Raw genomic sequence first — 13,036 nt, forward strand, 5'->3', positions numbered from 1 at the left:
CAGTCCCCCCGTCCCTCGCACCACAAAGACCGCATGCCGCTCGTCCGCGCCGGCGCGTGGCTGCTGATGGCCGGCTTGCTGTACCTGCTGTGGCCGTCCGCCGAAACCGCCTATCTCGCGATGGAGTCGGTGATCCGCTGACGCACACATCCGCCCACGCACTACGCTATACTGCCGCGATGAAAACGAAACCCGCCTCGCCGATCGTGCATTGCTGGTGGCGCGCCTGACCCAGGCGGCCCGTTTCCTTTTGCATGTCCCAAACGTGATGCCGCCAGCGATGGCGGCATTTGCGTTTCTGCGCTGACATCATGGCTGGCGGCTTCGATAACCCGGAACCAACGACGACCATGACGCAACCCGCCCGCCCGACCATCCTCACCGGCGACCGCACGACCGGCCCGCTGCATCTCGGCCACTACATCGGCTCGCTGCGCGCACGCGTGCAGATGCAGCACGAGGCGACGCAATTCCTGCTGCTCGCCGATACGCAGGCGCTCACCGACAACATGGGCCGCCGCCAGCGCGTCACCGAAAACGTGATCGAGGTCGCGCTCGACTACCTTGCAGTCGGCATCGATCCGGCAATCTCGACGATCGTCGTGCAGTCGCAGGTGCCCGAACTCGCCGAACTGTCGCAATACCTGCTCAATCTCGTCACGGTCGCGCGCCTCGAACGCAATCCGACCATCAAGGAAGAAATCCGCCTGCGCGGATTCGAACGCGACATCCCGGCCGGCTTCCTGACTTACCCGGTGAGCCAGGCGGCCGACATCACCGCGTTCAAGGCGACCCACGTGCCGGTGGGCGACGATCAGTTGCCGATGATCGAGCAGACCAACGAACTCGTGCGCCGCTTCAACGCGACCGTCGAGCAGCCGGTGCTGGTCGAATGCGAGGCCGTGCTGTCGGCGGTCACGCGGCTGCCTGGCATCGACGGCAAGGCAAAGATGAGCAAGTCGCTCGGCAACGCGATCACGCTCGGCTCGACGCCGGACGAGATCGCGCAGGCCGTGAAGGACATGTACACGGACCCGAATCACCTGCGCGTGAGCGACCCGGGCCAGGTTGAAGGCAACGTCGTGTTCACGTTCCTCGATGCGTTCGAGCCGGACGTGGCGAAGGTCGACGAGTTGAAGGCCCACTATCGCCGCGGCGGCCTCGGCGACAGTGTCGTGAAGCGCGTGCTGAACGAGCGGCTACAGGCGCTGATCGAGCCGATCCGCGCGCGCCGCCGTGAATTCGAGGCCGACAAGGCCGAAGTGATGGCGACCCTGAAGCGCGGCACGCTGCATGCGCGGGAAGTGGCAGGAGCGACGCTTGCGGACGTGAAGGGTGCGATGGGGCTCACGTATTTCGATTGAGCGGCGCCGTCATGGTCGCTCGCGCTCCACCGCCGCCACATGACACACGGCCTCGATCCGGTTACCGGCCGGATCGACCAGAAAAGCCGCGTAGTAGTCGCCGTGGTAATGCGGCCGCAACCCAGGTTCACCGTCGGACTGGCCGCCCGTAGCGAGGCCAGCCTCGAAAAACGCATGCACCTGCTCGCGGGAAGCGGCCTTGAAACACCAGTGCCGCTTGCTCGTCCCGACTTCGGCGGGATCCAGATACACCGCCAGAAACGTCGATGCGGGGTCGTCCGCGTTGCAACGTTCGCCATAGCCGAGCGCAGTGGGCCGGTCGTAGACCTTGGCTGCGCCCAGCACAGCCATGACGGCATCGTAGAAGGGGCGTGCCCGGTCGATATCCGGCACGCCGATCGACACGTGATCAAGCAGTTGCATGGTGTGGGCTCCATTGAACGAGCACGAGTCTACACACCCGTCATCGATCCGGCCGAGCAACCTTACCGACGACTACACTACCGACCATGCGCCTACGTGATCTGATACGTCGACGCCGGCACGAACTCCTCGGGCATCGGCCGATCGCCGAGTTCCAGCACCGACCGCTCGATCGTGCGCGTGATCGCATCGAGTGCGAGCGCATTCGGCGCGAGGCCGAACGGCTCGGCCACTTCGTTCGCGATCGCTTCGAGCGCGATCAGCGTGTAGGAAATGAACACGCAGATCAGCGGCGTGAAGAACTCCGTCGAATCGACGAGCCCGAACGGCAGCAGCACGCAATACGCATACACGGTGCGATGGAGCAGCACGCTGTACGAGAACGGGATCGGCGTCGACTGGATGCGCTCGCAACCACCGACCGACTTGCCGAGCTCATCGAGCTGCGTCTCGAACATCCAGCAGGTCGCGTCGCTGCCGGGCGCGCGCCCCAGCGCACGGACGATGCCGCCACGCAGTTCGTCGAGTATCGCGACCGGCTTGTAGCATTTGCCGCCGAGCGCGGCCGTGCGCTCCGCCCCGAGAATCCGCCGCAGGTCTTCGGTCGGATCGGTATGACGCAGCTGGTGTTTCAGCGCATACGCGAGCGCGATCAGCAGATCGGCGAGCCGGTTGCGCTCGGCGTCGCTCACGCCGTCGGGCAGGTAGCGATGCAGTTGCGACGTCACGGCGCGTGCGGCGATCAGCAGGTTGCCCCACAGATGCCGCGCCTCCTTGAAGCGCTCGAAGCTCGCGTTGTTGCGAAACCCGAGGAAGATCGCGAGCGCGAGCCCGAACAGCGTGAACGGCGCGGTGTTGAGCGGAATCTTCTCGCCGAAGATGCGCCCGTTCGTGAAGACCGCCAGCGTGCTGACGATCGCCATGAACACGAGCTGCGGAATGATCGATTGCAGCACGGAGCCGTTCCATACGAACAGCATCCGGAGCCAGTTCTGTCGTGGTCTGACGATCATGATGTTTTCTCGACTGCCAAAGGAATACGCCACCCGTTGCGACCGCACCCGATGTGCAACGGCCCGCGCGTGGCGGGCCGCTTTTCGTCGGGTGCCGGGCCGGGCGCCGCGCTGCGCGTGATGATACGCAAGCGCCGCGCCCCGTCACCTCGCTTGGCGCTCAGTGATAGCCGATGTCGCCCTCGCGCACCTTGCCGCGGAACACGCGGTACTGCATCGCGTTGTACACGAGGATGATCGGCAGCACGATCACGGTGCCGACGAGCGCGAACAACTGGCTCGAATGGCTCGACGACGCGTCCCAGATCGTCAGCGACGGCGGCACGATGTTCGGCCAGATGCTGATCACGAGCCCCGTGTAGCCGAGGAACACGAGCGCAAGCGTCAGCAGGAACGGCGTGGCCTCGTGCGCACGCTTCACCGAGTGGAAGATGCCCCACACGCATGCGACGACGAGGATCGGCACCGGCAGGAACCAGCCGAGGTTGCCGCTGCCGAACCAGCGGTGCGCGACGGCCGGCAGCCCGATCACGGTCCACAGGCTGACCACGCCCATCACCGCGAGCAGCACGCCCGTGAGCGGCTTCATCAGCAACCGCATCTTGCGCTGCAATTCGCCGTCGACCTTCAGGATCAGCCAGCCGCAGCCGAGCGTCGCATAGGTGACGAGCACGCCGATCCCGCACAGCAGGCTGAACGGCGACAGCCAGTCGAACGGCCCGCCCGCGAACTGGTTGTTCTCGATCTTGATGCCCTGCAGCAGCGAACCGAGCACGATCCCCTGGCAGAACGCCGCGAGCGCCGAGCCGCCGATGAACGCGAGGTCCCACATGTGCTGCGTGCGGGTGGCTTTCGCGCGCAGCTCGAACGCGGCGCCCCGGAAGATCAGCCCGACCAGCATCAGCACCAGCGGCAGGTAGTTGGCCGGCAGCAGCGTCGAATACACGACCGGGAACGCGCCGTAGAGGCCCGCGCCGCCGAGCACGAGGAACGTCTCGTTGCCGTCCCACACCGGCGCGACGGTGTCGAGCATCACCTGGCGCTCGGCCTTCGCATCGAAGAACGGAAACAGCAGCCCGATGCCGAGATCGAAGCCGTCCAGCATCACGTAGATGAATACGCCGAGGCCGATGATCGCGGCCCAGACGACAGGAAGATCGATGTGCATGGTTACTCCGCCTCGGTGACGTTCAGCGGCGTGGACAGCGCGCTCTTGCGCAGCCCCGGATGCCGGTGCAGCTCGATGTAGCCGGCCTGGGCAGCCGGCCCGCGCTTCATCAGTTTCATCATGTAGTAGATACCCGTTCCGAATACCAGGAAGTACACGACCACGAAGATCAGCAGCGACACGCCGACCTGTTGCGCGCTGAGCGGCGCGACCGAATCGATGGTGCGCAGCACGCCGTACACGGTCCACGGCTGCCGCCCGACCTCGGTCGTGATCCAGCCGGCCAGCAGCGCGACGATGCCCGACGGCCCCATCGCCACCACGAACCACTGGAACCAGCGCGTTTCATACAGGCGTCCGCCCTTTCTCAGCAGCAGCCCGAGCAGCGCGGTCAGCAGCATCAGCATCCCGAGGCCGGCCATGATCCGGAACGTCCAGAAGATGATCGGCGAATACGGGCGGTCCTGCGGCGCGAATTCCTTCAGCCCGCGGATCTCGCCGTCCCAGCTGTGCGTGAGGATCAGGCTGCCGAGGTGCGGCACCTGGATCGCATAGCGGGTGGTTTCGGCCTGCATGTCGGGCAGACCGACGAGGTTCAGCGCGGTGCCGCCCTTCTCGGTTTCCCACAGCCCTTCGATCGCCGCGATCTTCGCCGGCTGGTATTCGCGCGTGTTCAGCCCGTGCGCGTCGCCGACGACGATCTGGATCGGCGCGAGCACCAGCAGCATCCACAGCGCCATCGAGAAGCTGCGCTTCACCGGCTCGTCGCGGCGCCCCTTCAGCAGGTGCCATGCGCCGCAGGCGGCAACGATGAAGCCCGCGACGATGAACGCCGCGATCGTCATGTGCACGAGACGGTACGGAAACGACGGGTTGAAGACGATCTTGAACCAGTCGACCGGCACGACGAGGCCGTTCTCGATCTTGTAGCCTTGCGGCGTCTGCATGAAGCTGTTCGACGCGAGAATCCAGAACGTCGAGATCAGCGTGCCGACCGCGACCATCAGCGTCGCGAAGAAGTGCGCGCGCGGGCTGACGCGCTGCCAGCCGAACAGCATCACGCCGAGGAAGCCGGCTTCGAGGAAGAACGCCGTCAGGACTTCGTACGTGAGCAGCGGCCCCGTGATGTTGCCCGCGACGCGCGAGAAGCCGGCCCAGTTGGTGCCGAACTCGTACGCCATCACGACGCCGGAGACCACCCCCATCCCGAAGCCGATCGCGAAGATCTTCGACCAGAACTGAAACATGGATTTGTAGGCGGCGTCGCCGGTGACGAGATAGCGCCATTCCAGCACCGCCAGGAAGCTCGCCATGCCGATGCTGATCGCGGGGAACACGATGTGGAACGACACCGTGAATGCGAATTGCAATCGGGCGAGATGGAACGCATCGAAGATTTCCATGACCGTAATTTGCTCGTGGTTGTGAGGACGTACGCCCGAAGCAGGAAATCGCGCGACGGCTTGGCGACAACACATGCGAGCACAATCGGTCGCTCGCACGGCATCGAAGCGTGAATGACGATATCGCGTTTGCAACGATACTCGCAATCACTCGAACGTGCGCTGAAACTGTGCTGCTTGCGCCGCCAAAGATGTGTGCACGGAAAATAGTTTTCGTGCCGGCGGGACCATCAGCTGTACTGCTTTCCGCGTGGCGGCGCTGTGCCTCCGGCGCACTGTTCACTCCACTTAACATGTTATGCAACGCCTGCCCGCGGCGGTCGTGCGCCCTTCGGCGTCCGCCCGGCAGCATCGATTCCCGTCGTTCGGCGCATGCGCCGAGCCCGGCCGGCCCGCCGGCCGCCCCGCCTGGAGAAACCTGCATGGAGTCCTGCACCCGCCGCGACGATCCGACCGGCAGCACCGCGTGTCAGGTGACGCGCCATCGTGCCGGCGACGCGTGCGACACCGTCGATCGCGTCGTCGACGAAACCCCGGTTGCACTCGTGTTCAACGGCATCTCGCACACGGTCATGATGGCGACGCCGATCGACCTCGACGCGTTCGGCCTCGGCTTCGCGCTGAGCGAAGGCATCGTCGAGCGCGCGTCGGACGTTTTCGACATCGAAAGCGAATGCCGGCCCGGCAGCGCCGAAGTGCGGCTCACCGTGTCGCAGCAGGCGTTCATGGCGCTGAAGGCGCACCGCCGCGCGCTGGCCGGCCGCACGGGCTGCGGCGTGTGCGGCATCGAAAGCATCGCCCAGCTCGACCTGCACCCGCCGCGTATCGCGGCCGCCGGCACCGCCGCGGGCATCGGCGCCGACGCGATCGCGCACGCCGCGCGTGCGTTGCCGGCCCGGCAGACGCTGATGCGCGAGACGGGCGGCATCCACGCGGCCGCGTGGTGCGACCGCGACGGCGCCGTGCTCGACGTGTTCGAGGACGTCGGCCGCCACAACGCGCTCGACAAGCTGATCGGGCAGCTCGCGCGCCGCCGCGCCGACCTGCGCGCGGGTTTCGTGTTCCTGTCGAGCCGCGCGAGCTACGAACTGGTGCGCAAGGCCGCGCGGATCGGCATCCCGATGATCGCGACGATCTCGGCGCCGACGTCGCTCGCGATCGACGTCGCCCGCGAAGCCGGCGTGCGGCTGCTCGGCTTCTGCCGCAACGACGGCTTCGTCGAATACGTGTCGCCCGCTGCCGTTCACCTCGACCCATCGACGCCTGCACAGGCGCATCCGGCCCACTCGTCATGAAACACCTGTTCGATTTCGATACCGCGCAGCAACAATTCGCCGGCGCGTTCGCGCCGCTCGAGGCCGCCGCGTCCGTGCCGGTCGCGCAAGCAGCCGGCCACGTACTGGCCGCGCCGCTGACCGCGGTGCTCGACCAGCCGCCGGCCGACCAGAGCGCGATGGACGGCTACGCCGTGCGTCATGCGGACCTCGCGCACGGCGAGCCGCTGCGCGTCGCGCAGCGCTGCTATGCCGGCGACATACCGGCGCCGCTGGCGCCGCGCACGGCCGCACGCCTCTTCACCGGCAGCCTGATTCCGCCCGGCGCCGACACCGTCGTGATGCAGGAGCATGCGCACGAACAGGACGGCGGCGTCACGTTCGACACGCCCCAACGCAGCGGGTCGCACATCCGCCGCCGCGGCGAGGAAGTGCGCGCCGGCGACCGGCTCCTGCCGGCCGGCGTGCGGATGGGCGCGATGCACATCGGCGTGGCCGCCGCGCAAGGGTTCGCTCGGATCGACGTGCGCGCGGCGCTGCGTGTCGGCATCCTGACGACCGGCGACGAGTTGGTCGTGTGCGGCGAGCCGCGTGCGCCGCAGCAGATCTACAACAGCAACGCGCCGATGCTCGCCGCGCTGGTCGCGGGAACCGGTGCCGACGTCGCGATGCGCATGCATGCGGCCGATACGACGGCCGCCGTCGATCGGGCGCTGCGCGACCTGCACGCGCAGTGCGACCTCGTGATCTGCGTCGGCGGCGCATCGGTCGGCGACAAGGACCTGCTGCGCCCCGCGCTGGCCGCGCTCGGCGCGTCGTTCCTCGTCGCCGGCGTGCGCATGAAGCCCGGCAAGCCGGTCGCGCTCGCGCGGCTCGATGCGCGGCCGGTGGTGCTGCTGCCCGGCAATCCGGGTGCCGCGATGACGGCGTTCGCGCTGTTCGTCGCGCCGCTGATCCGCCGCCTGCAAGGGCGCGACGCGTGCCTGCCGATCGTGCCGTCGCTGCCGATCGACACCGGCTTCGAGCCGGATGCGCAGCGCGAGCGCTTCGTGCGCGTGTGCTGTACGGTGGGCGCCGACGGCGCGCCGGTGCTCGATACGCTGCGTCAGCAAGGCGCCGGCACGCTGCAGTCGCTGGTGCTGGCCAGCGGGCTCGCGCGGCTGCCGGCCGGGCGGCGCATCGCGCGCGGCGACGCGGTACCGTACTACGAATTCGCGCGTTGGCTCGCATGAGCACGACGTCGAATATCCGCCCGATGCGCCGCCTTCGCCCCATTCGCCGCGCCTGTTGCGCATCCCGCTCGGCGAACTGTATTCCTGCAATTCGGGCGCGATTGTGTCTCTGCCGGCAAAACCCGGCGGACTATGCTCACGATGAGGCTCGTCACGACCTGTGCGCCGACACGTCGGCACCCGCACGGCCGAGCGGCGACGCCCCTCCGCTTACTTCATGCAGGCCGACGACCCGATCGTGAATGCCATCGTTTCCGCCGCGCCGGCCGCCGCCGCTTCATCCGGCGGCGCAGCGCCCGGCGCTTTCCCCCGCCCGTCCGACACGCTCGGCCGTCCGCTGCGCGACCTGCGCCTGTCCGTCATCGACCAGTGCAATTTCCGCTGCGGCTACTGCATGCCGCGCGAAAGTTTCGGCGCCGACTACGCGTTCATGCCGTCGTCCGAACGATTGTCGTTCGCGCAACTGGAAAAGATCGCGCGCGCCTTTACGTCACTCGGCGTCGAGAAGATCCGCATCACGGGCGGCGAGCCGCTGCTGCGCCGCCACCTCGAAGCGCTGATCGAACGGCTCGCCGCGTTGACGACCGTCGACGGCAAGCCCGTCGAAATCGCGTTGACGACCAACGGCTCGCTGCTCGCCGCGAAGGCGCACGCGTTGCGCGACGCGGGCCTGTCGCGCGTGACCGTGAGCCTCGATGCGCTCGACGACGCGATGTTCCGCCGGATGAGCGACGCCGACGTGCCGGTGTCGCGCGTGCTGGCCGGCATCGAGGCCGCGCATGCGGCCGGGCTCGCGCCGGTGAAGGTCAACGCGGTGATCGAGCGCGGCGTGAACGACGACCAGATCCTGCCGCTCGTGCGGCACTTCCGGCATACGGGCGTGGCCGTGCGTTTCATCGAATACATGGATGTCGGCGGCGCCAGCTTCTGGTCCGGCGACAAGGTCGTGCCGGCCGCGCGGATGCGCGAGCTGATCGACGAACACTACCCGCTCGTGCTCGTCGGCGAGCCGGGGCACGACGCCACCGCGATCCGTTGCGCACACATCGATGGCGCAGGCGAAGTCGGCTTCATCGCGAGCGTGTCGCATCCGTTTTGCGGCACCTGCTCGCGCGCCCGCGTGTCGGCCGACGGCCAGCTTTATACGTGCCTGTTCGCGACGCAAGGCACCGACCTGCGGCCGTGGCTCGGCGATGCGGCCTCGACCGGCGACCTCGCCGCCGCCGTGCGCGCACGCTGGATGCAACGCGACGACCGCTATTCCGAGCGCCGGGCCGCACGGCCGGCCCGCGCGTCGGGCAAGACCTATCCGACCGTGCGCATGTCGCTCGTCGGCGGCTGACGGGCCGCCGCGCGACACCGGATGCGCCGCCCACTGGAGAACCTGTCATGACGACCTTCACCGAATCCCGCGCCGGGCTGCCGGACGATCCGCTGCGTGCCGGCAGCCCCGCGCCGCCCGTCGATGCGACCGACCCGCACCCCGAACCGGCGCCCGCGATTGCGGCCGGATTCGAAGTGCGCGTGCAGCATGCGCCGATCGACGCGGGCGCGGAGCTTGCACCGATCGTTCGCAATCCGAATGTCGGTGCGGTCGTGAATTTTCTCGGGGTGGTGCGCAAGGAAGGCGACGTCGACGACGTCGTCGCGCTGGAAGTCGAGCACTACCCGACGATGACCGAACAGGCGCTGTGGAGCATCGTCGAGGAGGCGACTGCACGCTGGCGGCTCGAGGCGGTCAGGATCGTGCACCGCGTCGGCCGCATTCCGCTCGGCCAGCCCGTCGTGCTGGTCGTGGTGGCCGCCGCGCATCGCGCGTCCGCGTTCGATGCGTGCGAATTCCTGATGGATTTCCTGAAGACCCATGCGCCGTTCTGGAAGAAGGAAATCCGGCACGACGGCGAATCCGGCTGGGTCGAGGCAAAGGCGCACGACGACCAGGCGATGCGGCGCTGGGGTTGACCGCGTTCGCTGCGCGTTTTCCGATTCCGCCGCTCCTGCTCGAGACATCACAATGAAACTGACGATCAAATACTTCGCGAGCATTCGCGAACAACTGGCGCTCGATGAAGAAACCGTCGAAATCGATGCCCGCGAACTCACCGTCGACGCGCTGCGCGGCACGCTGGCCGCGCGCGACGCGCGCAGCGCGGACGCGCTGCGGATGGACCGCCCGGTGCGGGCGGCCGTGAACCTCGAAATGGTGACCGGGGAATTCGTCGTGCGGGAGGATAGCGAGGTCGCGTTCTTTCCGCCGGTGACGGGGGGATGATGCGGATCACGCGGCCGCGATCTTCAATGCAGCCACTTCAACACTTTCGTGGCGAACACGACCATTGCGGTGGCGCCGATGCGCGTCGAGATCTGCGGCGTGATGGATGCGGTTCGATGCGGCACCCTTCGCGCAAAAGAAACCGGGAGCAGGTCACATCAACGGAACGTTCTGTAGTGACAACGGTGAGGTATTACGGGAATGGTGTGTGGCCGGTCTGGGGATTTCGCTGCGCGAGACATGGGACGTACACGACGACCTGCGTAGCGGCCAGCTGGTGCGCGTGCTTCCCGAATGGGAGGGCGTGGCATCCAAAATCAGCCTGGTTCGAGCGCGCCGGGAGCCGGTGCCGCGGCGCCTGACTGCGTCCAGCGATTTTCTGGTCGCACGATGGCAACAGGCCCCCCTGGGATGCCCGAGTCAAAGTCATTTCGAACAGGTGGCTTGGGCCAGAGTCTGGAAGCAAACTTGGTGACCCCACAAGGCCTTTGCCACTCAAAACCTACTTCAGGACGCTCGGGTTCATCTGCCTAATACGGCTAGGCTTTGTTGCACAAAATCGGTCCAGAGAGCAGGTAGCCTCGGGACATGAGTGAACCGAAGAGGTCAAAGGCCAGCTACAAGACCATCAACTGGGCAGCGTACAACGCCGCGCTCAAAGCCAGAGGGTCGCTGACCATCTGGCTGGTCCAGTTTTTCAGCTGGCTGGCGACGAGATGGACGGTAATGCCGCCAATGCCGGAGCGATCAACCGCCTTAGCACCGCCTGCGTTGCTCCATCTCGCGCTTGAAACGAAATAGCCTGAGTCACCCCAAGAAAGTGGGCCGCGAGCGTCTTAACATCAAGCTCACCCGGCAAATCACCCTCTATCATGCCTCGTTCAAGACGTTTTCGTATGAGCGTCAACGTCTGATGCCGGGTTTTTTTGAGATATGCCCAGACCTCATCGTTCTCAGGCAAATTGTTGACAACACCCAAGACCAACAAACAGCCCCCTGCTTTATTTGACGTGGCTATGTCTATAGTGACCTTGAGCATCTCGCTCAACCCGTCACGAGCCGTTGGGGCACCATTGAGAGCCTCCGACGACCTTGCACCGACAGTCTTGATATAGAGATCAACCACTTCGCAGAAGGCGTTCTTCTTACTACCGAATGCAGCATAAAAGCTCGGGGGATTGATCCCCATCGCGGCGGTCAGATCGACCAGTTGTGCCCCTTCGTACCCCTTTTGCCAAAACACCTCCATAGCACGTTCCAGTGCAACACTCCGGTCGAAGCTAGGCGGGCGCCCTCTACGTGACATGCCATTTCCTCTTCTTTATTTCGTATCGAGAACAACAGAATTCTGTATCGAGAATAACATAAATGTGTTGACGATCCAAAAATTGCCAGTTAGATTTCTGTAGTGATATTTATGAAATTGTTGGAAGGTGACGACTCGTTTTGATTTCCAGACCTTAGGGGACCATCTCGGTTGGTCCTGCGTGGCAGGTCAGTGGTGCAGGATGTGGCATGCCAGAACAAAAAAGGGGACCCTTGATGCAAAACAGAACGCCTCAGAGAATGCGACCTCTCTACGAATTTCAAGCTATCAGAGGGGCTGTTCAAATCGCTGTCGATAGGCCTGATGAAATCGCAATAGGTACCGTTGCGATGCTCAGGCAGCTCGTCGCGAAAAATAGGCTGCGCCGCGGCGACCCAATCAGCTTCTTCTTTACAGTCACGCCAGACCTCTCTAGTGAATTACCCCCCTTGGTTGCTCAAGAGACTGGGTGGGCTCATGTTCCGATGCTGTGTGCGGCCGAGTTGCCGAGTCAGTTGATGATTCCGAGAGTCATACGCGTCTTGGCTCATGTTCATTGGCTTAATAAAAACCTCTCCCCTCGGCATATTTACCTCCCAGGGACAACCCCTGTCAGGCCAGATCCTGCTCGGTTAAGCGAAGCTGCGAATGGTAGCAACTGGACTCCCCCATGCTGAGCCGGAGGCACTGATGACTTCAACAACAGAAGCAAGCAAATGGTTCGGAACATCTATCTTGCAACAAACTCTGATGCAAGTTGAACGGCTAGTCGGTCGCGAAAACATAACTTGGTTCAACCACAACGCAGCAGACGACGAGCACCGAAGAAACGTCAGCTTGTTTAGACCACGAAACGTTCATGCAATAGTTCGGCCTGGTTCTGTCGAAGAAGTGCAAGAAATCGTTCGAGCCTTCAATCGAGTAAAGACACATATCGGTCTTCATGCCATCAGCACAGGCCGCAATTGGGGGCTTGGCTCCTCCGAACCGGCAACCGACAATGTCGTCACCCTCGATCTTCAGCGGCTAGACACAACCCGTCAGCTTGATTGCGCCTCTGGTTGGGTCGTGATTGAGCCCGGAGTTACCCAAATTGAGCTTGCCCAAATGTTGGCCGGCAGCGAGAGGATACTTAATGTCACGGCATCGTCTGGTTTTACCAGCATCGTTGGCAACGCGCTAGACAGAGGCGTCGGACTTCGGAGGCAGCGAACCGAGGATCTTGTGGGGCTGGAAGTTGTTCTACCGGATGGCGAACTCGTTCGTGTTGGCTGGTGGCCCGATGCCTCGAAGAACACTGCCATCAATCCGTATGGACATCCACCAGAATCACGGCCTTCTGACCGCCAGCCGTCATAGCATCGACTCGGCCGCGTTCTGGTTCATTGCGCTGGAGCGCTGCTGCCAGCAGCAGTTGATGATTGAAGCCACCGGCACCACGCCGAAGGAAGTCACGCCTGAGAGCGCTCGCTACAGCCGCGAGCACGTGGGCAGCGACTACATTGGCTGGCTGCACTTCCAGACCATCTGGAGCGACCTGGTGAATACGCAGCCGGACATGTTCGACTGAGCAACGCGCGC

13 protein-coding genes and 2 pseudogenes are annotated in these 13,036 nt (G+C 64.8%); 10 read left to right on the top strand and 5 right to left on the bottom strand.

Going from position 1 to position 13,036, the window contains the following annotated elements; genetic code table 11:
• Positions 1–350: 350 nt before the first annotated feature.
• Positions 351–1,364, top strand: coding sequence for a tryptophan--tRNA ligase (gene trpS, locus HWX03_RS33030; protein WP_175874157.1), 1,014 nt, complete (start codon positions 351–353; stop codon positions 1,362–1,364).
• A 9-nt stretch (positions 1,365–1,373) separates the two neighbouring features.
• On the opposite strand, the gene HWX03_RS33035 is transcribed toward trpS, so the two are convergent.
• The 4 genes from HWX03_RS33035 to HWX03_RS33050 all read right to left on the bottom strand — a co-directional run bounded on the left by HWX03_RS33035 (position 1,374) and on the right by HWX03_RS33050 (position 5,371).
• Positions 1,374–1,787, bottom strand: coding sequence for a VOC family protein (locus HWX03_RS33035; RefSeq protein WP_175874158.1), 414 nt, complete (start codon positions 1,785–1,787; stop codon positions 1,374–1,376).
• A 92-nt stretch (positions 1,788–1,879) separates the two neighbouring features.
• Entirely contained in the window at positions 1,880–2,800 is a 921-nt protein-coding gene (locus HWX03_RS33040; RefSeq protein ID WP_174432902.1) for a bestrophin family ion channel, read from the bottom strand.
• Positions 2,801–2,960: 160 nt separating this feature from the next.
• Positions 2,961–3,968, bottom strand: a complete 1,008-nt coding sequence (gene cydB / locus HWX03_RS33045) for a cytochrome d ubiquinol oxidase subunit II (RefSeq protein WP_174432901.1) — start codon at positions 3,966–3,968, stop codon at positions 2,961–2,963.
• Positions 3,969–3,970: 2 nt separating this feature from the next.
• A complete protein-coding gene (locus HWX03_RS33050; protein ID WP_174432900.1) occupies positions 3,971–5,371 on the bottom strand; it encodes a cytochrome ubiquinol oxidase subunit I in 1,401 nt (466 codons plus the stop codon).
• A 422-nt stretch (positions 5,372–5,793) separates the two neighbouring features.
• On the opposite strand from HWX03_RS33050, the gene fdhD reads away from it, so the two are divergent.
• The 7 genes and pseudogenes from fdhD to HWX03_RS33085 form a co-directional block, all read left to right on the top strand.
• Positions 5,794–6,666: a formate dehydrogenase accessory sulfurtransferase FdhD gene (gene fdhD, locus HWX03_RS33055; protein ID WP_175874159.1), complete on the top strand. Its 873-nt coding sequence runs from the start codon at positions 5,794–5,796 to the stop codon at positions 6,664–6,666.
• Entirely contained in the window at positions 6,663–7,877 is a 1,215-nt protein-coding gene (gene glp / locus HWX03_RS33060) for a gephyrin-like molybdotransferase Glp (RefSeq protein ID WP_175874160.1), read from the top strand. The genes fdhD and glp overlap by 4 nt, the downstream gene beginning before the upstream one ends.
• Before the next feature lie 217 nt (positions 7,878–8,094).
• Complete coding sequence (moaA, locus tag HWX03_RS33065; RefSeq protein WP_175874161.1) at positions 8,095–9,219, top strand: GTP 3',8-cyclase MoaA; 1,125 nt, start codon at positions 8,095–8,097, stop codon at positions 9,217–9,219.
• 47 nt (positions 9,220–9,266) lie between these two features.
• Positions 9,267–9,839, top strand: coding sequence for a molybdenum cofactor biosynthesis protein MoaE (locus HWX03_RS33070; protein ID WP_175821457.1), 573 nt, complete (start codon positions 9,267–9,269; stop codon positions 9,837–9,839).
• A gap of 52 nt (positions 9,840–9,891) precedes the next feature.
• On the top strand, positions 9,892–10,149 hold the full coding sequence (gene moaD / locus HWX03_RS33075; protein WP_006498429.1) for a molybdopterin converting factor subunit 1: 258 nt from the start codon (positions 9,892–9,894) through the stop codon (positions 10,147–10,149).
• A 106-nt stretch (positions 10,150–10,255) separates the two neighbouring features.
• Entirely contained in the window at positions 10,256–10,624 is a 369-nt protein-coding gene (locus tag HWX03_RS33080) for a LysR substrate-binding domain-containing protein (RefSeq protein WP_175874162.1), read from the top strand.
• A gap of 113 nt (positions 10,625–10,737) precedes the next feature.
• Positions 10,738–10,836: pseudogene (locus HWX03_RS33085) on the top strand (IS5/IS1182 family transposase); the annotation flags it as partial.
• Positions 10,837–10,846: 10 nt separating this feature from the next.
• Here HWX03_RS33085 and HWX03_RS33090 read toward each other — a convergent pair.
• Positions 10,847–11,398, bottom strand: a complete 552-nt coding sequence (locus HWX03_RS33090; RefSeq protein ID WP_244132838.1) for a TetR/AcrR family transcriptional regulator — start codon at positions 11,396–11,398, stop codon at positions 10,847–10,849.
• A gap of 747 nt (positions 11,399–12,145) precedes the next feature.
• Between HWX03_RS33090 and HWX03_RS33100 the strand changes: the two genes are divergently transcribed.
• Positions 12,146–12,814, top strand: coding sequence for an FAD-dependent oxidoreductase (locus HWX03_RS33100; RefSeq protein WP_175874164.1), 669 nt, complete (start codon positions 12,146–12,148; stop codon positions 12,812–12,814).
• Positions 12,774–13,025: pseudogene (locus HWX03_RS33105) on the top strand (class II aldolase/adducin family protein); the annotation flags it as partial. The gene HWX03_RS33100 and the pseudogene HWX03_RS33105, both read left to right, overlap by 41 nt.
• Between the last annotated feature and the right edge of the window lie 11 nt (positions 13,026–13,036).

It is taken from the genome of Burkholderia sp. BCC0397 (genome assembly GCF_902832865.1).
GTDB lineage: Bacteria > Pseudomonadota > Gammaproteobacteria > Burkholderiales > Burkholderiaceae > Burkholderia.

What these genes read in the sequence shown, in the direction of transcription:
- trpS (WP_175874157.1), top strand. Translation starts at nt 351, where the DNA reads ATGACGCAACCCGCCCGCCCGACCATCCTCACCGGCGACCGCACGACC.
- HWX03_RS33035 (WP_175874158.1), bottom strand. Translation starts at nt 1,787, where the DNA reads ATGCAACTGCTTGATCACGTGTCGATCGGCGTGCCGGATATCGACCGG.
- HWX03_RS33040 (WP_174432902.1), bottom strand. Translation starts at nt 2,800, where the DNA reads ATGATCGTCAGACCACGACAGAACTGGCTCCGGATGCTGTTCGTATGG.
- cydB (WP_174432901.1), bottom strand. Translation starts at nt 3,968, where the DNA reads ATGCACATCGATCTTCCTGTCGTCTGGGCCGCGATCATCGGCCTCGGC.
- HWX03_RS33050 (WP_174432900.1), bottom strand. Translation starts at nt 5,371, where the DNA reads ATGGAAATCTTCGATGCGTTCCATCTCGCCCGATTGCAATTCGCATTC.
- fdhD (WP_175874159.1), top strand. Translation starts at nt 5,794, where the DNA reads ATGGAGTCCTGCACCCGCCGCGACGATCCGACCGGCAGCACCGCGTGT.
- glp (WP_175874160.1), top strand. Translation starts at nt 6,663, where the DNA reads ATGAAACACCTGTTCGATTTCGATACCGCGCAGCAACAATTCGCCGGC.
- moaA (WP_175874161.1), top strand. Translation starts at nt 8,095, where the DNA reads ATGCAGGCCGACGACCCGATCGTGAATGCCATCGTTTCCGCCGCGCCG.
- HWX03_RS33070 (WP_175821457.1), top strand. Translation starts at nt 9,267, where the DNA reads ATGACGACCTTCACCGAATCCCGCGCCGGGCTGCCGGACGATCCGCTG.
- moaD (WP_006498429.1), top strand. Translation starts at nt 9,892, where the DNA reads ATGAAACTGACGATCAAATACTTCGCGAGCATTCGCGAACAACTGGCG.
- HWX03_RS33080 (WP_175874162.1), top strand. Translation starts at nt 10,256, where the DNA reads ATGCGGTTCGATGCGGCACCCTTCGCGCAAAAGAAACCGGGAGCAGGT.
- HWX03_RS33090 (WP_244132838.1), bottom strand. Translation starts at nt 11,398, where the DNA reads ATGGAGGTGTTTTGGCAAAAGGGGTACGAAGGGGCACAACTGGTCGAT.
- HWX03_RS33100 (WP_175874164.1), top strand. Translation starts at nt 12,146, where the DNA reads ATGACTTCAACAACAGAAGCAAGCAAATGGTTCGGAACATCTATCTTG.